This is a genomic window from Ostreibacterium oceani (genome assembly GCF_009362845.1).
In the GTDB taxonomy this organism is placed as follows: domain Bacteria; phylum Pseudomonadota; class Gammaproteobacteria; order Cardiobacteriales; family Ostreibacteriaceae; genus Ostreibacterium; species Ostreibacterium oceani.
In genome coordinates, this window is the sequence record NZ_WHNW01000006.1 from 1 (window position 1) to 21,709 (window position 21,709).

The following is a 21,709-nucleotide window of genomic DNA, read 5'->3' on the forward strand; positions in this document are numbered from 1 at the left end:
GCTTGACACAGTGACGCTTGAGCAAACACAATTTATCGAACACAGATTAAACAACCGACCCCGAAAAGTACTAGACTACCAAACACCACTTGAGGTATTATCTAGATGTTAGACCGTTGCACTTGCAAATGGAATCCGCCCTTAAATAAAAACTTTGTAATAAAGGATAGCCAATCATTGAGTGCGCTCGACCCCAGTAGTGGTTATGCAAAACAAAATGATATTGCGTAAATAGTAATAAAAAAATAGTCATGCTAATGATTGAAATGATGACGGTTTTTTTGTTTTGGAAAAAGCTCAGTGGATTAATATGCTTAAAATAGTGCATGCTGGCTAAAATCATACCAAATGCGATGTAGCCAAACGGGGTAAAGAATCCCAATCCCAAATAAGGACGTTCTTCTACCGGATGAAAATAAAAAGTGTAGCTACGCCAAATAATAGATAATGTGATGAGCACAAAGGCAATCATGAGAGTATGCTTTGCTGTTTTTAGCCACGGGCTTAAAAATGTCGCGATGACATAGAATAAGAATGAATAACTGAGCATCCACAATGTCCCGTTAATTGCTCCGCCAAATCCAGGGAAAAAAGATTGGACTGCAAACATGTGCGCAAGCAATACATGAATGCCATGCTCTGTGGTGATATAAAACGGCTTCATTAACAATACCGTTAGGATTAACACAAGGTAGTAAGGTGGTAATAAAACGCTTGCTCGTCGTTTTAAAAAAGTTGCCTTGGAAAAGTTCTTATTTCTAAGTAAAGTTACACAGGTAAAGTAGCCCGTTAGAATATAAAAGATAGGCACTCCGTGAGAAAGCCACTGTATTGGGGTGATAATCGGTGTGATATAATGCGAAAAATGCACAAAGAAAACGAGTAAGGCAGCGACGCCTCGTAAAGCATACAGTGTGGCACTTTCTTGTTTTTTTACAGTCGCCATAGTGGAAAAGACCTCGAAATGAGTTTATCTGAGACGTTAGTGAAGCGAGTTTAAGGCTTATTAAATAGTACCACGGATGTTTTATTTTTTATTACTACAGTTTTTATTCTGGCAAATGCCATACAGTACCATATTGTGGTCTTCTAGCGTAAAGCCGTTTTCTTTGGCGATTTGTGTTTGTTGATTTTCGAGTTTTTGGTCAAAAAATTCGATGATTTTGTTGCATTTGGTGCAAATAATGTGGTCGTGGTGGTCGCCTGTGTCGATTTCGTACATGGCTTGCCCATTCTCAAAATTGAGTTTATTCAGCAGGCCGGCTTGTTCGAATTGCGCTAACACACGGTAGACGGTTGCTAAGCCAATGTCGTGCCCACGCTCACGTAATGTGCTAAAGACATCTTCAGCACTGAAATGATGATCGTCCGCGTTTTGTAATAATTCCAATATGGTGACGCGCGGAATAGTGACTTTGAGTCCCACTTGTTTGAGTTCTTTCATAAATTAATTTCCGATTAACTGCCCTTAATCAATTTGACTTGTATATAATACAACGAGAATGCAATAATTAAAAATTGAAACCTATTAACAGGTGTCGGAGGATGAGATGCGAAGACAACGATTTGCGAAAATAGTAGCGACTTTGGGGCTAACGAGTAGCGACTCGGCCGTCATTGAACATTTGTTTTTAGCGGGTGTTGATGTTTTTCGCCTTAACTTTAGCCATGGCACCCACGAACAACACGCCATCAATATTAAAACGATTCGTGAAATTGAGGCAAAACACCAGCGCCCCATTGCGATTTTGCAAGATTTACAGGGGCCAAAATTTCGCGTGGGACAGTTTGTTGATAAACAAGTGGCGCTAACATCGGGGCAGTCTTTTGTCTTTGACTGTGATCCGACACCAGGCGATGCCAGCCGCGTTTATTTGCCGCACCCTGAGATTTTCTCAGGCGCAAAGCCAGGCGATAGGCTATTAGTCGATGACGCACGCGTTTGTTTTAAAGTCACTGCGGTGACGCCTGAGCGGATTGATTGCTTGCATGTTTATGGCAAGGCCATTTCAAATAACAAAGGCATTAACTTGCCCGATACGGTATTGAGCGTATCGGTACTGACAGACAAAGACATTACCGATTTACAATTTGGCTTGTCACAAGGCGTTGACTATGTTGCCTTGTCCTTTGTGCAACGTGCCAGCGATATGTATCGGCTGCGTGAGATGGTTGGGGATCGCGCTAATATTCTGGCCAAAATAGAAAAACCCTCAGCAGTTGATGATATTGAAGCCATTCTTGAGGCCAGTGATGCCATTATGTTAGCGCGAGGCGATTTGGGGGTGGAATTCCCGCCTGAAGAATTGCCCAGTATCCAAAAAACCATCGTGCAAAAAGCCCGTGAAGTCGGCAAGCCAATCGTGATTGCCACGCAAATGCTAGAGTCTATGATTGACAGCCCTGTGCCGACCCGCGCTGAAGCAACCGATATTGATACAGCGATTTCGTCGGGCGCGGATGCCGTGATGCTGTCAGGGGAGACCGCCATCGGTAAATACCCGATAGAGGCCGTTTCATTTATGAATCGTATGATCATCCAAACGGAAAAAGACTGGCGCTATCGTTCTGACATGAAACACGCCGCTTTTGGGCATGTAACGACTTCAGAGGGCGCTATTTCTTTGGCGGTAAAAGCCATTGCTAATGCCATGCCCATTGTTGCTGTTGCGTGCTATACCACATCGGGGCGTTCTGCCATTCGTTTAGGGCGAGAACGTGCACTAACGCCACTCATCGCCTTAACACCCAGCCAAGATACCGCGCGTAGGTTGCAGTTACACTGGGGCATTGATGCGTGTTTAATGCCAGACGTCGACAGATTTCAAACCATTGTTGCGGCAGCGACAGAGACGGTGAGGAAAAAAGGCTACGGCTCGCAAGGCAGTCCTGTGATTGTGACAGCGGGTGTGCCATTCGGCCAATCGGGGACGACTAACACGCTCAGGTTAGCGATTATTGGTGCGGATGATTCGGCGCAAATTATTGCCTAATAGCCAGTATCTAATAGTCGTTATCTAATGGGCGATATCTAATGGGCGGTATCATGCTAAGACACTCAGTCATCACGCAGCAAATGGATAATCTGTGTGCATATTTGTGTGGAATTAGTCAGTGTAAATAGCCGTTGTAAATAGACAGTGTAAGTGATTGACTGAAAAAAAAGAGCGAATAAGGTGAGCGTCATGCCAATAAAACAAAAACAGGCCTTAACCATCATGGGGATGTCTGGTGTCGGTAAAACAACGTTATCAAGAAAGCTACCGCGTAATAAGTGGTTTCATTACTCGGGCGACTATCGTATTGCAACACACTATTTAGCGGATGCGATTGGTGACTTTTTAAAACACGAAGCCATGCAATCAGCCGTGTTGAAAGGCTTGTTAAAAAGTGATTCGGTCTCTGTGACCCCTAACGTCAGTATTGATAATTTAGCGGTGGTGTCGGCGTTTATTGGAAAATTGGGGAAAACGGCGCTAGGTGGTACGCCATTGGCAACTTTTCAGCAGCGACAGGCGCTTCATCATCGTGCTGAAGTCGCGGCAACTTACGATATTGGTTATTTTAAGCAACGGGCGCAATCAATATACGGCTACGACTACTTTTTACATGATGCGGGTGGGAGTATTTGTGAATTAGATGACGAGGCGGCGATTGAGTACGTGAGCCGAGAAACTCAAATCATCTATCTGCACGCCGATGATGAAATGATTGCCGATATTACACAACGTGCGCTGGATTACCCTAAGCCATTGTATTATAAAAATGATTTTATTCGTCAACAAATTAAAACTTACGTAGATGAAGTTGGCTTGCCCCATATCGATGCCGCCGTCCCTGATGAATTTATTCGTTACGTGGTGCCCAAACTCATGCAGCACCGCAGTCAGCGTTATTTGTCTATCGCCGAACGTTATGGGAAAATTATAGACGCCAAAGATATTTTTGCCGTGCGCGATGAAAAAGATTTTTTGGCGTTAATTGAGCAACGTTAGCGACATTAGCTTGCCGCTAATCAAAAATTAAGCGATATTGTTAGTCGCGTTTATCGCCACGTTTATCGCCGCGGTCATAGTCACTGTCAGTCGCAATGCGTTGTTATTGAATATGAGAGTATGAATGAGAGTATGAAAAGATAATGAGAGTGTATCATGCCAATTGTTGCCTATAATGATTTACCTTCGCTGGCGCGCATCGCGCAAGAAGGAATAGACGTTTTATCGCAGGAACGCGCGCAGCACCAAGATATTCGTGAATTGCATATCGGATTTTTGAATATGATGCCAGATGCCGCTTTTTTAGCGACTGAGCGCCAATTTTTTCGCCTAGTTAGTGCCGCAACCAGTATCGTGCAGATTTATATTCATCCGATTCGTTGTCTTGGTATTGAGCGAAATCCAGCAATCAGCGCACATGTGGCAGCATACTACGAGGAGTTTGAAGACATCAAGTCACAAGGCTTAGATGCCATTATCGTGACAGGTGCAAACCCCAAGCTCTCGGATTTGACACAAGAAGCCTACTGGCAGCATGCGACAGAGATATTTTCATGGGCTGAACACAATGTGGTGTCGGTGTTTTTCTCTTGTTTGGCAACTCACGCGGTATTGCAGGCACAATATAATATTTACCGTCAGCCTTTGCCAGCCAAGCTATGGGGGATATTTTCGCATCGCGTTGCAGAGGGTCAGCACCCGTTGGTGGCAAATATTAATACGCGGTTTGATATGCCGCATTCGCGCTTTAACGACGTGTCCGCGCAGGCGTTTATCGACAATAACCTAAAACTGTTAGTCACTGGGGAAGACGCTGGCGTTGCTTTGGCGACTTCACGGGACGGCTTTCGTCAAGTATTTTGCCAAGGGCACCCTGAATACGACACCGCCAGTTTGTTAAAAGAGTATAAGCGTGAAATTTTACGGTTTGTCAGTGGGGAGCGCACGGATTACCCCGATTTTCCGCATGGCTATTTATCGCCTAACGTCCAAGACCAATTGCAAACCTTTCGCGCGCAATTAATCAAAAATGCCGTGGCAGTTGCCGACTTTCCTGATAGCGATGTACTATCGGCAATCGATAATACGTGGCGAGACACTGCCAAGGCGATTTTTAGCAATTGGATTGGGTTAGTTTATCGGGTTACCCACGTTGATCGCGCGCAGTGGTTTATGGCGGGTGTTGATCCTGATGACCCACTAGCACGTTGGTATCGCTGAGGCCTTTGTTGCTGGCGCGAATGGCTGGCGTGAATGGCTGGTATAAATCAGCTAATGATTAATCTGATTTTTTCTAAGCTTTGATTGCGGCGTTGATTTTTTTGCACGTTTGCGCAGCAGTAATAAGCCAATAAACAACAAGGAATAAATAACTGGTTCAGTATAATCACTTTTTACCTGCCAAGTGAAGTGCAAAATCACTAAGGCGGTAATCGGATAAATGAGCTTATGCAGCCGAGTCCAGTTCTTGCCTAGTTTTTTCATCATGCGTTTGGTGGAAGTCACCGCGAGCGGGGTCATCAGCAGCAATGCGCTCATGCCGACAAAAAGGTATTTCTTTTCGATGGCTTCGTGCAATACGCCCATAAGATTAAAGCTCTGTTCAAACGCCACATAAATCAATAGATGCGAGGAGGCATAAAAAAAGGCGAAAAGCCCTAACATGCGGCGATAGGTCACCCAGTTTTTTTTCAGGCGTTGCCGAATAGGCGTAATGGCCAAAGTAATCAACAAAAAACGCAATCCCCAATCACCCGTAATTTGCAGCATCTTATCGACAGGTTCTGCACCGAGTTGTTGCGCTAACAGCTGATAAACCATCAGCAAAAAGGGCGTTAAACATAGGACAAAGAGCGTTATCTTTTTTAGTGTAGTGGCAGTGGGTCGTTTTATTATTGGCATAGGTGTTGTATTGGCGTAGGACGGCGCTAATCGATGGCATCTTTGTAACGCGATAAAGCGATAAAGCGATACGATAAATCAAATCAAATCAAATCAAATCAAATTAAAGATAGGTCTAGGCCTAGTAATATTTGGTCAAATCCATGCCGCGGTACAAATCAGCGACTTCATCTGCATAGCCATTGAATAATTGCGTTGGGATTTTGAATAGTCCACCGCCGATGACGCGTTCCTTTTTTTGGCTCCAACGCGGGTGATCAACGTTGGGATTGACGTTTGAATAAAAGCCGTATTCGCGGGCGTTAATTTGATTCCAAGTTGCGTGCGGCTCTTTTTCTACAAAACGAATGCCAACAATGGATTTTATGCTCTTAAACCCATACTTCCATGGCACGACAAGCCGTAACGGTGCGCCATTTTGATTGGGCATTGGTTTGCCGTATAGGCCATCAGCGATTAAGGTCAGTGGATGCATTGCTTCGTCAATCCGAAGTCCTTCACGGTAGGGCCAATCAATGCCTGTCCGATTGAAAAGCCCTTTGCGTTGATTCGGAAACTGCTCTGGGTCAACAAGCGTTTCAAAAGCCACGTACTTAGCTCGTGAATTGGGTTTGGCTAATTTGAGTAATTTATTGAGCTCAAACCCTTGCCAAGGAATCACCATAGACCAGCCCTCAACACAACGAAAACGATAAATGCGTTCTTCGCTGGCAAACATTTGGGCGAGTGCTTCTAATGTCCATGTTTTGGGGGCATCGCATTCGCCATCGACGCGCAGTGTCCAATTAGCGGTTGAGAAATCTTTTGCGAGTTCTGCAACCGCCTCTTTACCCGTTGAAAATTCATAGAAGTTGTTGTAGTTGGTGATGTGTTCATAGCTGGTGAGTGACTTTTTTAAATCCGCAATCGCATCGGGCTTGCTGGCTTGTGCGTGGCTGGTCTGAATCATCGGTGCAGCGATAGTACCCATGCCGAGTAACATGGCTTGTTGCATAAAACGACGGCGCGCGCGGTAATCGGCTTCTGATGTGATTTCGCTGGAAGCAATTTTTTTGGCAGTAATCTTTTTGGTGCGAAATGGCTGAGACATGGTTTTATCCTCGTAACGAACGGTTAGGCGCTTTGGTTAGGCGTTTTATTTACTTTATTTAGGTGGCATATAGCGATAGCGCAACATAAGCGCAATCAACTTGATTTATACGCATAATACCTAATAATACGCAGCGAGTCATCGTTTGGTTTCATTGTTTTTTGCATTATTGCACTATATTGATTTGCATTATTTGCTTTGTATTGTTTGCTTTGTATTGTTTGTTGGCATGGGCTGTTAGTTCGTTGTGAATTGAGTATCGGACTTTAAATCAGCCATTGCAAGCTGGCAAGTAACACTTATGCAGTAATGGTCGTGCCCACTGGTTCGCCTGCGAGTAACTGAGCTAATTGTGCAGGCTGGCGACCATCCATGATGTGGACTTTGTTGACGGCTGATAGACAGTCCATTGCCGCGTAGACTTTGGGTATCATGCCGCTGTGGATGATTTTTTGCTTGACTAGGTCTGCAATTTGCGCACAGTTAATGTGAGGGATGACGTGTTGATTCGCATCCATTAGTCCTGGGATATTACTCATCATAACCAAATGCGTTGCGTTGAGTGCTTTGGCAATTGCTGCTGCGGCGTCGTCGGCGTTGACATTATACGTATTGCCGTCAAGGCCTAGCGCAAGCGGTGAAATCACCGGGATAAAGCGGGCGTTAATCAATGTCGTTAGCAAATGCGTCTGTATTTGCTTAATGTGTCCGACGTAGCCTAAGTCAATGGGTTGGCCTTGTGCGTTTTGTTGGCGTTTTTCGGCGAGTATTGTTGGGCCGTCTTTGCCACTCAGTCCAGCGGCGTGTCCGCCCAGTGCGTTGATGCCTGTCACCAGTTGCTTGTTCACTTGACCGCTTAGGACCATTTCGGCAACATCAAGCGTGTCTTGGTTGGTGTAGCGCAGGCCATCAACAAATTGGACGTCTAGTGATAATGCTTTCAGTAAGGTGTCGATTTGTGGGCCACCGCCGTGGACAATAACAGGGTAGAGGGTCGTGTTCGTCTGGGTAATGCGGTGTATGGCCTGACTGAATTGTTGGATAGACTCAGCGGTTAGTGCGTTACCACCAAATTTGATGACAGCGATTTTTATGTGCGACATGTTTGAGTAGGGTGCGGATTAAATGCGTTGATAAAGGGCTTTGACAAAGGGGCGTTTTTCGGGACAAGAAATAGGCTGAGACCAAGGACTATTTAGGTGTGTCCTTTATTTCTGTGGAACGGTCCTTTATTCCTGTGGAGCCAAAGCCACCATCCCCTCGGTCAGAGTCAGAGAAGTCGGAAACGAGGTCGAATTCTACCTGTGCAACGGGCAGGATAACCAGTTGCGCAATGCGGTCACCCACTTGTAATTCAAAAGGTTTGTCACTACGGTTCCAGCAAGAGACGAATAGCTGCCCTTGATAGTCAGAGTCAATCAGACCCACCAAATTGCCAAGAACAATGCCGTGTTTGTGTCCTAAGCCTGAGCGGGGCAAAATGACTGCTGCGTAGTTGGGGTCAGCGATATGAATAGCCATCCCTGTTGGAATGAGTTGTGTCTCACCTGGGGTAATGGTTAAATCGGTTTCGGGTAAGGCGCGCAAATCCAATCCCGCAGCGCCTGCTGTGGCATAGGCGGGTAAGGGAAATTGAGTGCCGAGGCGGTTGTCGAGAATTTTAATGGCTAATTTTTTCATGGTAACTTGTCAGTGTTAGAGTGAGTGATGAATGATGAATTATGAATGATTGGCAGTGGATAGCTTACGGTTTACGGTATGTAGCGCTGTGCGCAGTATGGTATTCAATGCAAGCGAGTAAAATATCATAGGCTAACTGGGCTTTGCTGGCTTTGGGTAAGCTTTTTTCCCAACCCTCACCAATCACAGTAACCGCATTGTCATCGCTATTAAACCCCATATCGCGTGTGGATACATCGTTTGCACAAATTAAATCGGCGCCTTTTTTTAGGCGTTTAGCGCGCGCATTGTCTATGACGGCCTCAGTCTCTGCGGCAAAACCAACGGTAAAAGGGGCATTTTTAAGCTGACAAACGGTTTGTAAGATATCAGGGTTTTGGCTGAGTGTTAGGGTGAGGTTGTTGTCGCCTTGTTTTTTTATTTTTTGTGGCATGGGGCTGTCTATGCCGTAATCTGCCACCGCCGCTGTTGCAATAAACCAGTCGGCATGGTCTACCTGTGCCATGACAGCTGCTAGCATATCTCTAGCTGATTCTACCGTAATACAGTTTAAGTATGCGGGTGGCGGTGTGTGTAGTTTGCCTGCAATTAGCGTCACCTTAGCGCCCATATGATAGGCCGCTTGCGCGAGCGCAAGCCCCATTTTGCCCGATGAGTCATTGCTAAGAAAGCGCACTGGATCAATGCGTTCTATGGTTGCGCCTGCGGTAATCATCAGGTGTTTGCCGAGTAATGGTTGGTGATTTTGATGTATCTGGTTAAAAATGTCGGTAGGTTCAGCCATGCGCCCTGGGCCTATTTCACCACAGGCTTGTTCGCCTGATGCGGGTGCAATGATTTGTATGCCGTGTTGCGTGAGCTGGTTGATATTGGCTTGTGTTACAGGGTGATGCCACATGGCTTGGTTCATTGCAGGCGCTAGCGTAATCGGTGATTGCGTCGCGAGACACAGCGTGGATAACAAATCATCAGCCATGCCAGTGGTGAGTTTGGCGATAAAATTGGCCGTGCATGGCGCGATTAAAATACAGTCAGCCCACCGTGCAAGAGAAATATGGTCGATTTCGCCTTCTTGGTCAATATCAAACAGTGCGGTGCGGACTTTATGCCCCGAAAGGACTTGTAACGTTAACGGCGTAATAAACTGTGTTGCGGATGCCGTCATGACAACGCGAACCTCGTGACCAGACTGTGTGAGTAAGCGGATTAATTCTGCGACTTTGTAGGCTGCAATGCTGCCTGTTACGCCAATCAATATTTTTTTCAATGAATTTTTCCTACCTAAATGATTACATTTGCATTAGAATAACATTAATTTATTGTTGCTTAATGTCGTTGCGCGTGATTACGCTAAGTTTGTTGTTACAGGAATAAGGCTATATGCTTATTATATGCTTATTCGTTAAAAACAGCGGTAAAAACAAAGCGCTAAAACACACCCAACGCCAACTTGCTCCATGGAATGTGTGGAGGATGAGGAGTCGATATTACTCAGTGGTGTTAGCCAGACGCGTTAGTGCCAGCAAGTACTGCTACTAAGTGCTGCTACCAGATGCGGCTACCCAACGCTACTACCCAATCGATGACCCATTAAGCGAATGATTCAATCACATTTTAGCATGATAAGGTAAAACAACAATGGCAATAAACAAAGTACTAATCGTGGATGACTCTCGCCTCGCGCGGTTAACGTTGTCACGATTACTAAATGAAAAGGGTATGGCAACGCTAGAGGCTGAATCGGTGGATGATGCGTTGGCCGTTTTGAGCCAAAACACCGTTGATGCTATTTTCATGGATGTGATGATGCCTGAACGCAGTGGCTTCGAAGGCGTAGAGCAAATCAAATCCGACCCTAAATTAAACCATATCCCTTGCGCGATGTATTCGGGTGACTTGTCAGTAGATGCGCAGCGCAAAGCGATTGAGAGTGGGGCCCAAGCTTATCTATTTAAACCCGCCAGTGGCGAAGGGCTAGACCATGTATTGGCGGCATTGAATGCGGGGATTATCGCAGATAGTATGCAAAAATATTCAAATACGGCCGCGTTGTCGGCAGAAAAGTCAGCAGACAGTACGATGACTAGTAGCGAGCACACGGAAATGATTGGATTGCTAGAAAACCGAACCAAAAACCTTGCGCGTATCGTGATGAAAGAGCGCAAAGAAAATGAAAGCATCAAGCGTGAAATGGAGCAAAAAATCGCCGCTTTATTTCAAGAGTTGCAAGCAGTGGAAAACCAAAAACTGGCGCATTCTCAAGAAGAGTTAGAGCGTAAACGCATAGAAAATGACTTGCGCGGTCAGCTTAAAAATACGCGAGGTGATTTAAAGTTAATCGGCTTGGTCGCTTTTGCGGCGGGTGTGGTCGCTTTGGTGAGTTTATTTTTTGTAGTTTATCTCGCCCTTAAAACGTAAAACGCTTCATCACTACCATAAATCATAATAGGTTAGTAGCGTTAGTGGCGTTAGTGGCATTAGTGGCATTAGTGGCATTAGTGGCATTAGTGGCGCGTTACGCTTGAGCACACGTCACTAAACACGCCGAGGTCGTCACTGATGACCTGTCGGCTTAGCTTGCGCCTAAATTAGCGCCTAAGTTCTGACGAAGTTCTGACTAAACTTTCGTCTAAGCTTTCGTCTAAGCTTTCGGTAGTGTGATTTTAGGGGCTTTGCTATTGTGTTTGTATAAAACGATGGTTTTTCCGATAGATTGAACCAGTTCGCATTGTTGCCAAGCAACAATTTCGTCAGTCATCGCGGCTCTTTCGTCGCGTTCGGCATTGAGTTTAACCTTGATCAGTTCGTGGGCGCTTAACGCGATACTGATTTCTTTTTGTACCGCTTCGGTGAGTCCTTTGTCGCCTGTTTGCAGCATAGCGTCTAAGTGATGGGCAAGGCTTCGTAAATGACGTACTTGTGGATTTGAAAGCATGGTGAATTTCCTGCATAATGTAGCGAATGTGGTCTGCTATTGTTAGTGAAGTATGAAAAAAAATCAAATAAAATATTATGGCAAAGAGTAAAAGTAGCAAACAGTGGTTAAAGGAACACTTCAAGGACGAATTTGTGCAAAAAGCACGACAAGACGGGTATCGCTCGCGTGCGACTTATAAATTGATTGAAATTCAAGGGCGTAATCAATTAATCAAGCCAGGTCAAGTGGTGGTGGATCTAGGGGCAGCGCCTGGTGGATGGTCGCAGTATGCCGTAGAACTCGTCGGTAAACAAGGGGCGGTGGTTGGATTGGATATATTGCCGATGGCACCACTTGAAGATGTGGCGTTCATTGAGGGTGATTTTCGTGAAGCAGCGACACTGGAGAAATTGATGCAAACGATTGCGCCTTATCATGGTATTGACTGGGTGTTGTCTGACATAGCGCCCAACATGAGTGGCATCAAGGCCGTCGATCAACCCAAAAGTATGTATTTGGTTGAGTTGGCGTATGATTTTGCGATTAATTATTTAAAGCCAAACGGTGGTTTTTTGTGCAAAGTGTTTCAAGGCACGGGGTTTGATGAATTACTGCGGCAAGCGCGCCAAGATTTTGATAACGTAGCTATTCGTAAGCCTAAAGCGTCGCGCACAAGAAGTATTGAGACCTATTTGTTAGCACGTGGGTTTCGAGCCAATAACCGCTAAATCCAAAAACTAAACAACAGTTAACTAAAAAGCAGTTAAATTTATGCGCGATTTAGGGCATAATAAGCATAGTTTAAAATAGCTTACCGAGGCAATATTAGTGAATAACTCAAAAAAACAAGCCATTTTTACGATTGTGATGATCGTGGTCGTTTTGTCTTTACTCAACAGTTTAAAGAATTTATCCGAAAGTGGTACGCGTACCGAAGAACAAACCTACTCTCAGTTTTTAGACGCGGTCAATAATGGCGAGGTAAAATCGGCTAAGTTTGATTTAGAAGAGTTTCGTATTGATTACACGGGTCGAAATGGTGGCAATTACTATGCTTATAATCCAGAGGCGCTGGATACTAGCGAGTTAATCCCTGTGTTGCGTGCTAATGGCGTTGAGATTGCAGGTAAAGAGCGAACCAAAGAAAGCCTATTGAGTCGAATCCTCCTCAGTTTATTGCCAATTTTGCTTATTTTGGGGATTATTATTTATTTTTCACGCCAAATGCAAGGTGGTGGCAAAGGTGGTGGCGGTGCTTTTTCGTTTGGCAAGAGCAAAGCCCGATTGATTGATCCCGATAAATCCAAAATCACCTTCAAAGACGTTGCAGGGATTGATGAGGTCAAAGAAGAACTCGTTGAAATGGTCGACTACCTCAAAGACCCCGCTAAATTTAACCGTCTAGGCGGTAAAATCCCCCGCGGTGTGCTGATGGTAGGTGAGCCTGGTACAGGTAAAACCTTATTGGCAAAAGCAGTCGCTGGCGAAGCGAAAGTTCCTTTCTTTTCTATTTCGGGTTCGGACTTTGTCGAGATGTTTGTTGGGGTCGGTGCCGCGCGAGTGCGTGATATGTTTGCCGAGGCGAAAAAAACCGCCCCGTGTATTATTTTTATTGACGAAATTGATGCCGTTGGTCGGCACCGTGGCGCAGGTATGGGCGGCGGCAATGATGAACGCGAACAAACGCTAAACCAATTGCTGGTGGAAATGGACGGGTTCGAAGGCAACGAAGGTATTATTGTAATTGCGGCGACTAACCGTGCTGATGTACTAGATAAAGCCTTGCTTCGGCCTGGTCGATTTGATCGCCAAGTCGTGGTGCCGTTGCCTGATATCAAAGGCCGTTTTGAGATTTTGAAAGTTCACATGAAAAAAGTCCCGTTGAGTGCTGATGTGAGACCAAAATTATTAGCCCGTGGGACACCAGGCTTTTCAGGTGCAGAATTGGCAAATTTAGTCAACGAAGCGGCGTTGTTCGCGGCGCGCCGAGATTCTAAAACCGTGACAATGTCCGATTTCGAAAAGGCAAAAGATAAGATTTTAATGGGCGCTGAACGCCGCTCGATGGCAATGAGCGAAGATGAAAAACTGATGACTGCTTATCATGAAGCAGGTCATGCGATTGTCGGACGATTAATGCCCAAGCACGACCCGGTTTACAAAGTGACGATTATTCCTAGAGGACGAGCGCTTGGTGTGACCATGTTTTTGCCCGAGAGTGATAAATATTCGCATTCAAAAACTTTCCTAGAAAGCAATATTGCCACGTTATTTGGTGGGCGTATTGCCGAGGCGTTAATCTACGGCGAAGATGAAATTACCACAGGGGCATCGAATGACATTGCCCGTGCAACCACGATTGCCCGCAATATGGTTGAGCGATGGGGGCTGTCAGATAAGCTAGGGCCTCAGATGTTTACGACCAGTGAGCATGAGAGCGAGCTCAAAGCATCAGGCCAAACGTTAAAAGTCATTGATGAGGAAATTCACCGCATTTTGGATGAAAATTATCATAAAGCGTTGACTATTTTGCAAGAGAATCTAGACATATTACATGAAATGGCGAAAGCGTTGATGAAGTATGAAACCATAGACGTCAATCAAATTGATGATTTAATGGAAAGGCGTGCCGTCAAGTCTGCTGATGATTACGATGATGATGATAGTGACGATGACTCGAGTGCCGAGTCTGCAGAAACTGATACGGCAGAGACTGATACGGCAGAAGAAAACATTCCTTCAACGGTGCACTGAGTTTGATTGCTAGGATGAGGCACACCAATGAAATGGATGCCCCATTGATGGAATATAGGTTAGATTGACCGACTGATATAGACTGAGTGAATAAGTGAAAAGCGAGCTTTGGAACGGGAACAGGGCTCGCTTTTTATCGGTCTACATCCTAATAGGGATAACGCTGATGAGGCTTACCCCTAACAGAGCTTGCCCCCATAGAAATATATGAATTAAACGAGTGTAGAGACAGATGATATTAGCAGCAGGGCGATTTCAATTAGACTTATCTGTTCCAAAAATCATGGGGATACTCAATGTGACCCCAGATTCATTTTCTGATGGTGGGCGTTACCAATCGGTAGATGCTGCACTCATTCGCGTCGAAGAAATGCTCACCCACGGTGCCGATATTATCGACATTGGTGCAGAATCAACCCGCCCAGGCGGACAGCTGATTGACGTTGAGACCGAGTTGTCGCGGTTGTTGCCAGTGATAGAGGCCATTCAACAACGGTTTAATTGTTGCGTTTCTATCGACACGAATAAGCCTGAAGTGATGCGCGCGGTTTTGTCGCACTCGGTTGATATGATTAATGATGTGAGAGGGTTTGTTGCAAGTGGGGCATGGCAGGCGGTTGCTGCATCAAAGGCCGCTATTTGCATTATGCATATGCAAGGACTGCCGCAGACGATGCAGGACAATCCCAGTTACCAAGCGGTCGTCACCGATGTGCTGGCCTTTTTACAACAACAAGCTGAGCTAGCAAAGCAACATGGCATTGATCAGAATCGGATTGTGATTGACCCAGGGTTTGGGTTCGGCAAAACACCTAAACAAAATATGCAGCTCTTGGCCCATATTGATACGTTTGCGGCGCACTATCCAGTGTTGTTTGGGTTATCAAGAAAATCAACTTTGGGGCACGTATTAGGCGACATGGCAGCCGATAGAACAAGCGCAAGCGTGGCGGGGGCATTGATTGCCGTGCAAAACGGTGCGCGTATTATCCGTGTGCATGATGTAAAGGCGACTAAAGACGCACTATCGGTATTAAATGCCACTTATCCGCTGTCATGATGACGGCAAAGATTCGCTGAATAAATCGCCAAACCACGCCAAACCATTTGAATGCAATAAGATTATCTTTTGTCAGTCGTCAATTGGTGGTCATCTATTGGCGGTTATCTATCAGCTTTGCCGCGTTGGATTCCAATCAATCGGTTGCTGTCCCTGCGCCGCTAAGATGGCATTGGTGCGACTAAAATGACGGCAACCAAAAAAACCACGATAAGCCGAAAGCGGTGAGGGGTGTGGTGCTTTTAACATAGTATGGCGTTTGTCGATAAGCTGAGATTTTTGTTCAGCAGCACTGCCCCATAATAGATAGACGATGGACTGCGGTGCCTGGTTTAATTGCTTAATCACTGCTTCGGTAAAGATTTCCCAGCCTTTATTTTTATGCGAGTTGGGGCGGTGTGCTTCGACAGTAAGCACGGTATTTAGTAGCAAGACGCCTTGCTTTGCCCAAGCGCTCAAATCACCGTGATGCGGCATTTCTCCGCCGATATCCGCGCATAGTTCTTTGTAGATATTGCGTAGTGAGGGTGGGATTTTTTGATTTTTCCTGACGGAAAAGGCCAGACCGTGGGCTTGATTGGGGCCATGATAAGGATCTTGGCCTAAAATGACCACTTTTACGTCCGTATATTCGGTATAACGAAAGGCATTAAAGACGTCTGATTGCGCAGGATAAATGGTTTTGCCTTGTTGACGGGCGGTATTGACGAAGGCGGTCACCGTTTTGAATGCCTCTGACCGCTTGGCTTCAGCGAGTACGGTTGACCAGCTAAGTGGTTGCTGGGCTATTTTATCAGGCGTTTGCATATTCCTGCTTCGATACGGATGTCGTTGTTGATGAAGTTGTCGCTGAATTTTTATTTGAATCGATAGTGGATATGCTACATTGCTGTGTCGATAATGCGCTATTGATTTGCGTTATCGCATGGTATAAAAAAACGAGGGTAAAGCCATAAAAAGTGGCAGAGCGCACGTTAAATAGAGGGGCTTCGGTGAGTCCACAAGTTGCAAAAGCAACCACAATGCTTATTCCCGCCATGCTCAAATAACGCAAGTTGCGCTGATTTTGGTCGCAGGATTGTGGTGAGTCTGGTGCTTTGGCTTGACTGGTTTGACTGGCTTGGCTGTTTTGCTGTTTTTTGGCAAGCCAGTAGTGGCGAATAAAAAACACCAGTGGCACAAAATACAGCAATAGCAATGAAGCAAGTCCCACCAGCCCTTTGGTCGATAGCGTCTGCAAGATTTCATTATGCGATGAGCTTCGTCCACTGGTGCCAATGCCACGGCTGGCCGGGTTTTTCTCGATATAGGCTTGCATCAATTCGCCACGCCGCGGGTAGCTGACACCCAAGATGGGGCTTTCTTTGAATGCCATCATTGCGACTTGCCAATAGTCAAAGCGTATCCCTAAACTAGTCTGTCGGTTGTTGTCGTTGGTGTAACCAGAAATGTCATTGGTGGCTTGTCCAATACGTGTTTTGATCATAGGAGAGAGTGAAAAAGCCGTGATTAATACGATAATAAATAGGAATAGATTCAATAGCCTTGGTTTGTTGCGCCTCGGCAGTAAAATAAGTTGCAATAAACAAACGAGAATAATGGCAGGCCACGCTCCTCGAGTACCTGTTTTGATGATGAGGAGAAGCGCACAGCTAGCGCCAATAACGCCGATACAGCGCCAGACTAAGGATCTGTCAAGCGACAGTTGTGTAATAGATAATGCCATCAGTGCAACACCAATGTAAGCAGAATCGAGATGACCGACACCCCAATTGACTCGCGCTTCGCTGGTAATCATGGGGAATTGCCATACGATAGGTATAATAACGCCGATACTGGCTGCGCGTAATAACCAGCAAGGGTTTATCAGTGGTATGTTTTTTTTGCTATAGTATGCCAGTCCGATAAAAACAATCCACGCGGCGAGATAACGCGCAGGCGCGTCTAATGGCATGCCTGTTTGGCTTGTGACGGCAAGGGGTAACGACGTCATTAGTGGCATCAAAAACATGAGTGTCCAAAGTCTGTATGGCTGAGGTATGCATGACTGAGGTATGCATGTTTGAGACCAAGGGGCTGGGTGATGGTTGGTGTTCTTTAGATTGATGCCCTTGATTTGCAATAAAAACGCAGGAAATACAGTTAGTAACAATAAAAATGCAATGGGTTGGCTACCGTTTTTCATCACAATCGCAGTCATCATGAAAAGCCCAGTTAACCAATAAACACCCATCGGAATAATCCAGTTCGATATTTTTTGGCTAACTGATGCGGTGGGCGATAAAGGCATAGAATGTGGCACAAGGGTCATTACTACAAATTATTTAGGGTCATTGTGAAAAGGTGTTATTGTGAATCTTGCGGTTATGGCGCAGCTTGCCTATGAAAACTAACCCAGTCAACTTAGTCAACTCACATGGACAACTCGCATGGAAACAACCAGTGAGTCAGCATAGTTAGCCTAAGAAAATCTAGAAAATCTACAGCCGTGACTGTTATTTTATCGTATTTATGGTGTTTTTGACAGGGTTTATGCGACAGGATTTATACACATTGAGTGCGGCCTGTCGAGTGTGGGCTATTAAGTGCGAGCTATTAAGTACAGTGCGCCGTAACGATTGACTGCTGTTTAATATAGGTGAGACAAAGGCACGGTATTGCCGATTAGCACATTGCTGGTTGGCGCATTATAATAGGCGCATTATAATAGGCGCATTATAATTGGCTAACTGGTACAGTTTGATTTTTAGAGGCTTATATTATGCAGCAACGGGTAGAAAATTTATCGGTCATCATCATCACGCTCAATAACGAAGACGAGATTGCTGACTGCCTAGCAGCGGTTCGGTTTGCAGGGGAGGTGATTGTTGTCGATGCTGGTAGTCAGGATGATACGGTCAATATCTGCCAGCAGTATGCAGACAAAGTAATTGTCAATCGGCCGTGGCCGGGTTTTGGCCCGCAAAAAAATGTTGCACTTAGCTTGGCGACAAAGCCTTGGGTGCTTTCTATTGATGCCGACGAACGCGTTCCTGATACCTTGCAGCAGGAGATTGTTAGCGTGGTTTGTGCTGATTCAAGCGAAGCGCCCATCGCCTACAAAATCCCACGTCGGTCGTCATTTTGTGGAAAATTCATGCGATTTAGTGGTTGGTATCCTGATTATGTTTTGCGCCTGTTTCATCGCGAGGCTGCTGCGTTTAGTCAGGATTTGGTACATGAATCCATCCAGCTCAATCACCCTAACCAGTCTAAACAGGCGGTAGGGAAGTTAAAAACCCCGCTAATCCATTATTCCATTAAAACCATCGATCAAGCACGTCAAAAAATGTATCGCTACGCTGAGCTTGGTGCTAAAAATAAATGGAAAAATGGTAAGAGTTGTCTCGCTATCAGACCGTTTTTGAGTAGTGCCTGGACTTTTTTGCGCACTTATTTGGTGCAGCGGGGGCTATTTGATGGACAGCATGGATTGGTTTTGGCTTGCCTTAATGCAAAAGGTACGTTTATTAAGTATCACCTGCTGAGGAGATTTAACCAGCATCAACATGTCCCAACGTGCGGTATTATTGTCTCGACTTGTAATTGGCCTCAGGGATTGGCGCGGTTGCTGAATAGTATTGAGCGACAAACTAAATGCCCTGATGAAGTGATTATCGCTGATGACGGCTCAGGGCAGGTAACCCGTGACTGTATCGAGGCTTTTCAAGCCAGTAGTGCGTTGACGATTAAACCTATTTGGCAGGCTGATGATGAGGCTCAGGCGACTCAGGTTGCACGTATTCGCAATAAAGCCATTGCCGCTGCCAATACGGATTTGTTGATTTTCATCGATGGGGATTGTGTTTTGCCCAATGATTTTGTCGCGAATCACTACTGTCTGGCTAAGCGTGGGCATCTGAATGCGGGAAATCGTGTGATGCTTTCAACGGCGCAAACCAACGAATTTTTGCAATCCATGCCATCAGAATCCATGCCATCAACTGACTGGCGTGGGCAAGTGACGCTAACCTTGCCACAAAAAATTAAACAACTTTATTTGCCGTTAGGTTTTTTCAGAGATTTTTTCCCCCGACGCTGGAAAGGGGTGAAGACCTGTAATGTGGCGATTTTTCGACAAGATTTGCTGGCGGTCAATGGATTTGATGAGGGATTTACAGGTTGGGGATATGAAGATTCTGATCTGGTGATTCGACTTTATCGTAACGGAGTTAAACGTCGTGCGGCGCGTTTTTCGGCCAGTGTCTTGCATTTATGGCATGCGAGCAATATCGATACACAGAAAGCTGAACACAATCGGCAACAGTTGGCACAAACATTAGCCAGTAATACGATAAAAGTGACGCAGGGGATTGATGGACATATTGCTAAAGTTAGCGTGGCTAAAGATTGTATGGATAAAGATTGTATGGATAAAAAAGGCAGGGATTAACCTGCCTTGCAACAATGAATAAAACAGATGTTCTAGTGAGTATTCATTGCGAAGCATCAAACTGCTACGCATTAATTTTTGGTTATTGGTTCGCTACATACTCAGGTTATTATTTACGCTATAATTCACGCTATAATTCACGCGAGGGGCATTGGCTCACTGCCTTGGCAAGATTTTCTAAAATGGCCGCATACCCCGTTTGTTCAGTACTGCTGTAGCCGACTGGATCGAGTATCGATACCGTGACGGACGAACCTTCGGCTAGTTTTTTGATAATGGGGCTTTCAAATTGTGGCTCGGTAAACAAACAAGCAGCAGCGCCCCCACTCAGTTGATTTTTGATTTCGTTTAGGTGTTGCGTATTGGCTTGCTGCGCACTGTGGTTTCTAATGACACCTTGGTTTTTGATACCGAATTCTTGCTCGAAATAGGCATAAGCATTATGAAAGATGAAATACGGCTTGGGTACTTCGGCTGCCAATTGCGTGCGGATTGTCTCGCGGGTGCGATTTATTTTGGCAATAAATTGCGCTAAATTGACTTCGTAGCGAGCCTGATGCGCGCTGTCAATACGGCCAAGCTCTGCTGCCAATGCCGTTGCGATGGTGATGGCGTTCTCTGTTGACAGCCAAAGGTGTGGGTCATAAAAAATTGGCTCACCCGCTTTGTTATGTAGATCACTTTCGTGGTGGTCGTGCCCGTGATCGTCGTGTCCGTGTCCGTGATCATCGTGTCCGTGTCCGTGGTCATCATGTCCGTGTCCGTGGTCATCATGTCCGTGGCCTTTTTCTTCTGTGATGAGCTGGATTCCTGGGAGCGTTGATGCGGTGATTGTGGTATGATTTTCGTTTTTTTCTCTGTTTTTTATGGTATTTTTGAGTTGTGGCATCATGGCGCTGCCAATCCATAAAACAATGTCCGCGTCTTGCAAGCCATTAATATCACTGGGTTTTAAGCTGTAATGGTGTGGAGACAGGTAGCTGTCTGCAATTAAGTCCGTCGGTTCGCCAACAATCTCATTGGCGATTTGTTGTAGTGGGTAGATAGAGCTGACGACTTTTGGGGTAGTTTCTGGGGTTGTCGCTGTCTGGTTGCTATCCGCGTAGCTGAATGCAGCATGGCTAGAAAGGAACAATAATAAGGTTTTTAGTGCGTGGTTTGTCATAGCGAGATATCTCATTGGTTAATGTTTTTGGTTAATAGAATCTAGTTATGTTATAATATAACACAAAATAGTGTAATGGGTAAATAGGCTATGTCAAGTCAAAAAAAATCAAGTCAGGAAAAACCGAGTCAGGAAAAACGATTACGCGCTGATCAGCTAGGCATAGGGCAGCTAGATAGGGAGGATCCACGTGTGGAGCAGGCGCGTGTGGGGCAAATCCCCAGTATTGAAAAATTAAGCGAATACTGTCAGTTACGGGGTATTAAGCTAACGCCGCTCAGACAAGATATCCTGAAAATTCTAGCCAATACGAGTAAGCCATTGACCGCCTATACGGTATTAGATAAATTGAAGTTATCGAGACCAAAAGCACAAGTCATGAGTGTTTATCGGGTGTTGGATTTTTTACACAGCCATGAGTTAATCCATCGGATTGAAAACTTAAACGCGTATCGACTTTGCTGCCATTTAGAGTCCGTGCATTTTTCACAATGGTTGATTTGCCAGCGCTGCGGGAATGTGAGTGAGCATTGCTTAGGCACCTTTGACCAAGGGATTGCTGAGATTAAACGAATGACAGGTTTTGATGTCGCCGATTCTACGATTGAGTTAAAGGGCACTTGTCAATCTTGCTTGCAGCTAGGGAAATATAGCTAGGGAAATACAGCTAGGGGAAATAACTAGGGGAAATAACTAGGGGAAATAACTAGGGGG

General features: G+C 45.3%; 20 protein-coding genes and 1 pseudogene. 10 read left to right on the forward strand and 11 right to left on the reverse strand.

Annotated features, from left to right (window positions below; all coding sequences use genetic code 11):
• A pseudogene (locus GCU85_RS10460) lies at positions 1-112 on the forward strand (IS30 family transposase); the annotation flags it as partial.
• On the opposite strand, the gene GCU85_RS06065 reads toward GCU85_RS10460, so the two are convergent.
• Positions 98-946 (reverse strand): acyltransferase family protein, encoded by an 849-nt coding sequence (locus tag GCU85_RS06065; RefSeq protein ID WP_152810295.1) that lies wholly within the window; start codon positions 944-946, stop codon positions 98-100. The pseudogene GCU85_RS10460 and the gene GCU85_RS06065 overlap by 15 nt on opposite strands.
• Positions 947-1,027: 81 nt before the next feature.
• Positions 1,028-1,444: a ferric iron uptake transcriptional regulator gene (gene fur / locus GCU85_RS06070; RefSeq protein ID WP_152810296.1), complete on the reverse strand. Its 417-nt coding sequence runs from the start codon at positions 1,442-1,444 to the stop codon at positions 1,028-1,030.
• Between the two features lie 106 nt (positions 1,445-1,550).
• On the opposite strand from fur, the gene pyk reads away from it, so the two are divergent.
• The 3 genes from pyk to metA all read left to right on the forward strand — a co-directional run bounded on the left by pyk (position 1,551) and on the right by metA (position 5,216).
• Complete coding sequence (gene pyk / locus GCU85_RS06075; RefSeq protein WP_152810297.1) at positions 1,551-2,993, forward strand: pyruvate kinase; 1,443 nt, start codon at positions 1,551-1,553, stop codon at positions 2,991-2,993.
• A gap of 192 nt (positions 2,994-3,185) precedes the next feature.
• Positions 3,186-3,995 (forward strand): EutP/PduV family microcompartment system protein, encoded by an 810-nt coding sequence (locus tag GCU85_RS06080; protein WP_152810298.1) that lies wholly within the window; start codon positions 3,186-3,188, stop codon positions 3,993-3,995.
• Between the two features lie 156 nt (positions 3,996-4,151).
• Positions 4,152-5,216 (forward strand): homoserine O-succinyltransferase MetA, encoded by a 1,065-nt coding sequence (gene metA, locus GCU85_RS06085; protein WP_152810299.1) that lies wholly within the window; start codon positions 4,152-4,154, stop codon positions 5,214-5,216.
• 51 nt (positions 5,217-5,267) lie between these two features.
• Here metA and GCU85_RS06090 read toward each other — a convergent pair whose 3' ends face one another.
• The 5 genes from GCU85_RS06090 to coaBC all read right to left on the reverse strand — a co-directional run bounded on the left by GCU85_RS06090 (position 5,268) and on the right by coaBC (position 9,934).
• Positions 5,268-5,816, reverse strand: coding sequence for a protein-methionine-sulfoxide reductase heme-binding subunit MsrQ (locus GCU85_RS06090; RefSeq protein ID WP_218110575.1), 549 nt, complete (start codon positions 5,814-5,816; stop codon positions 5,268-5,270).
• 202 nt (positions 5,817-6,018) lie between these two features.
• A complete protein-coding gene (gene msrP / locus GCU85_RS06095; protein WP_152810301.1) occupies positions 6,019-6,987 on the reverse strand; it encodes a protein-methionine-sulfoxide reductase catalytic subunit MsrP in 969 nt (322 codons plus the stop codon).
• A 299-nt stretch (positions 6,988-7,286) separates the two neighbouring features.
• Positions 7,287-8,090 carry an acetylglutamate kinase gene (gene argB, locus GCU85_RS06100; protein ID WP_152810302.1) on the reverse strand — a complete coding sequence of 268 codons (804 nt, stop codon included), beginning with the start codon at positions 8,088-8,090 and terminating at the stop codon, positions 7,287-7,289.
• 88 nt (positions 8,091-8,178) lie between these two features.
• On the reverse strand, positions 8,179-8,667 hold the full coding sequence (dut, locus tag GCU85_RS06105; RefSeq protein WP_152810303.1) for a dUTP diphosphatase: 489 nt from the start codon (positions 8,665-8,667) through the stop codon (positions 8,179-8,181).
• A gap of 64 nt (positions 8,668-8,731) precedes the next feature.
• Complete coding sequence (coaBC, locus tag GCU85_RS06110) at positions 8,732-9,934, reverse strand: bifunctional phosphopantothenoylcysteine decarboxylase/phosphopantothenate--cysteine ligase CoaBC (protein WP_152810304.1); 1,203 nt, start codon at positions 9,932-9,934, stop codon at positions 8,732-8,734.
• Between the two features lie 371 nt (positions 9,935-10,305).
• On the opposite strand from coaBC, the gene GCU85_RS06115 reads away from it, so the two are divergent.
• Positions 10,306-11,085 carry a response regulator gene (locus GCU85_RS06115; protein WP_152810305.1) on the forward strand — a complete coding sequence of 260 codons (780 nt, stop codon included), beginning with the start codon at positions 10,306-10,308 and terminating at the stop codon, positions 11,083-11,085.
• A gap of 223 nt (positions 11,086-11,308) precedes the next feature.
• Here GCU85_RS06115 and GCU85_RS06120 read toward each other — a convergent pair whose 3' ends face one another.
• A complete protein-coding gene (locus tag GCU85_RS06120) occupies positions 11,309-11,602 on the reverse strand; it encodes a YhbY family RNA-binding protein (RefSeq protein ID WP_152810306.1) in 294 nt (97 codons plus the stop codon).
• 77 nt (positions 11,603-11,679) lie between these two features.
• On the opposite strand from GCU85_RS06120, the gene rlmE reads away from it, so the two are divergent.
• The 3 genes from rlmE (at position 11,680) to folP (ending at position 15,398) form a co-directional block, all read left to right on the forward strand.
• Positions 11,680-12,312, forward strand: a complete 633-nt coding sequence (gene rlmE / locus GCU85_RS06125) for a 23S rRNA (uridine(2552)-2'-O)-methyltransferase RlmE (protein WP_152810307.1) — start codon at positions 11,680-11,682, stop codon at positions 12,310-12,312.
• Positions 12,313-12,412: 100 nt separating this feature from the next.
• Entirely contained in the window at positions 12,413-14,338 is a 1,926-nt protein-coding gene (ftsH, locus tag GCU85_RS06130) for an ATP-dependent zinc metalloprotease FtsH (RefSeq protein WP_328592804.1), read from the forward strand.
• 232 nt (positions 14,339-14,570) lie between these two features.
• Positions 14,571-15,398, forward strand: a complete 828-nt coding sequence (gene folP, locus GCU85_RS06135) for a dihydropteroate synthase (protein WP_152810308.1) — start codon at positions 14,571-14,573, stop codon at positions 15,396-15,398.
• A 111-nt stretch (positions 15,399-15,509) separates the two neighbouring features.
• On the opposite strand, the gene ung is transcribed toward folP, so the two are convergent.
• Entirely contained in the window at positions 15,510-16,205 is a 696-nt protein-coding gene (gene ung / locus GCU85_RS06140; protein ID WP_152810309.1) for a uracil-DNA glycosylase, read from the reverse strand.
• Positions 16,192-17,688 carry an O-antigen ligase family protein gene (locus GCU85_RS06145; RefSeq protein WP_218110576.1) on the reverse strand — a complete coding sequence of 499 codons (1,497 nt, stop codon included), beginning with the start codon at positions 17,686-17,688 and terminating at the stop codon, positions 16,192-16,194. The genes ung and GCU85_RS06145 overlap by 14 nt, the downstream gene beginning before the upstream one ends.
• A 471-nt stretch (positions 17,689-18,159) precedes the next feature.
• On the opposite strand from GCU85_RS06145, the gene GCU85_RS06150 reads away from it, so the two are divergent.
• On the forward strand, positions 18,160-19,830 hold the full coding sequence (locus tag GCU85_RS06150) for a glycosyltransferase family 2 protein (RefSeq protein ID WP_152810311.1): 1,671 nt from the start codon (positions 18,160-18,162) through the stop codon (positions 19,828-19,830).
• Between the two features lie 130 nt (positions 19,831-19,960).
• Here GCU85_RS06150 and GCU85_RS06155 read toward each other — a convergent pair whose 3' ends face one another.
• Positions 19,961-20,995 carry a metal ABC transporter solute-binding protein, Zn/Mn family gene (locus GCU85_RS06155; protein ID WP_152810312.1) on the reverse strand — a complete coding sequence of 345 codons (1,035 nt, stop codon included), beginning with the start codon at positions 20,993-20,995 and terminating at the stop codon, positions 19,961-19,963.
• A gap of 90 nt (positions 20,996-21,085) precedes the next feature.
• Here GCU85_RS06155 and GCU85_RS06160 point away from each other — a divergent pair, with 90 nt between their 5' ends.
• Positions 21,086-21,652 carry a Fur family transcriptional regulator gene (locus tag GCU85_RS06160; protein ID WP_152810313.1) on the forward strand — a complete coding sequence of 189 codons (567 nt, stop codon included), beginning with the start codon at positions 21,086-21,088 and terminating at the stop codon, positions 21,650-21,652.
• Positions 21,653-21,709: the final 57 nt, after the last annotated feature.

Excerpts from the sequence above, each read along its gene's own strand:
- GCU85_RS06150 (WP_152810311.1), top strand. The coding sequence starts at position 18,160 with ATGCAGCAACGGGTAGAAAATTTATCGGTCATCATCATCACGCTCAAT.
- dut (WP_152810303.1), bottom strand. The coding sequence starts at position 8,667 with ATGAAAAAATTAGCCATTAAAATTCTCGACAACCGCCTCGGCACTCAA.
- GCU85_RS06160 (WP_152810313.1), top strand. The coding sequence starts at position 21,086 with ATGTCAAGTCAAAAAAAATCAAGTCAGGAAAAACCGAGTCAGGAAAAA.
- metA (WP_152810299.1), top strand. The coding sequence starts at position 4,152 with ATGCCAATTGTTGCCTATAATGATTTACCTTCGCTGGCGCGCATCGCG.
- ung (WP_152810309.1), bottom strand. The coding sequence starts at position 16,205 with ATGCAAACGCCTGATAAAATAGCCCAGCAACCACTTAGCTGGTCAACC.
- argB (WP_152810302.1), bottom strand. The coding sequence starts at position 8,090 with ATGTCGCACATAAAAATCGCTGTCATCAAATTTGGTGGTAACGCACTA.
- GCU85_RS06065 (WP_152810295.1), bottom strand. The coding sequence starts at position 946 with ATGGCGACTGTAAAAAAACAAGAAAGTGCCACACTGTATGCTTTACGA.
- rlmE (WP_152810307.1), top strand. The coding sequence starts at position 11,680 with ATGGCAAAGAGTAAAAGTAGCAAACAGTGGTTAAAGGAACACTTCAAG.
- GCU85_RS06090 (WP_218110575.1), bottom strand. The coding sequence starts at position 5,816 with ATGGTTTATCAGCTGTTAGCGCAACAACTCGGTGCAGAACCTGTCGAT.
- folP (WP_152810308.1), top strand. The coding sequence starts at position 14,571 with ATGATATTAGCAGCAGGGCGATTTCAATTAGACTTATCTGTTCCAAAA.
- msrP (WP_152810301.1), bottom strand. The coding sequence starts at position 6,987 with ATGTCTCAGCCATTTCGCACCAAAAAGATTACTGCCAAAAAAATTGCT.
- fur (WP_152810296.1), bottom strand. The coding sequence starts at position 1,444 with ATGAAAGAACTCAAACAAGTGGGACTCAAAGTCACTATTCCGCGCGTC.
- GCU85_RS06155 (WP_152810312.1), bottom strand. The coding sequence starts at position 20,995 with ATGACAAACCACGCACTAAAAACCTTATTATTGTTCCTTTCTAGCCAT.
- GCU85_RS06145 (WP_218110576.1), bottom strand. The coding sequence starts at position 17,688 with ATGCCTTTATCGCCCACCGCATCAGTTAGCCAAAAAATATCGAACTGG.
- pyk (WP_152810297.1), top strand. The coding sequence starts at position 1,551 with ATGCGAAGACAACGATTTGCGAAAATAGTAGCGACTTTGGGGCTAACG.
- GCU85_RS06120 (WP_152810306.1), bottom strand. The coding sequence starts at position 11,602 with ATGCTTTCAAATCCACAAGTACGTCATTTACGAAGCCTTGCCCATCAC.
- GCU85_RS06080 (WP_152810298.1), top strand. The coding sequence starts at position 3,186 with ATGCCAATAAAACAAAAACAGGCCTTAACCATCATGGGGATGTCTGGT.
- GCU85_RS06115 (WP_152810305.1), top strand. The coding sequence starts at position 10,306 with ATGGCAATAAACAAAGTACTAATCGTGGATGACTCTCGCCTCGCGCGG.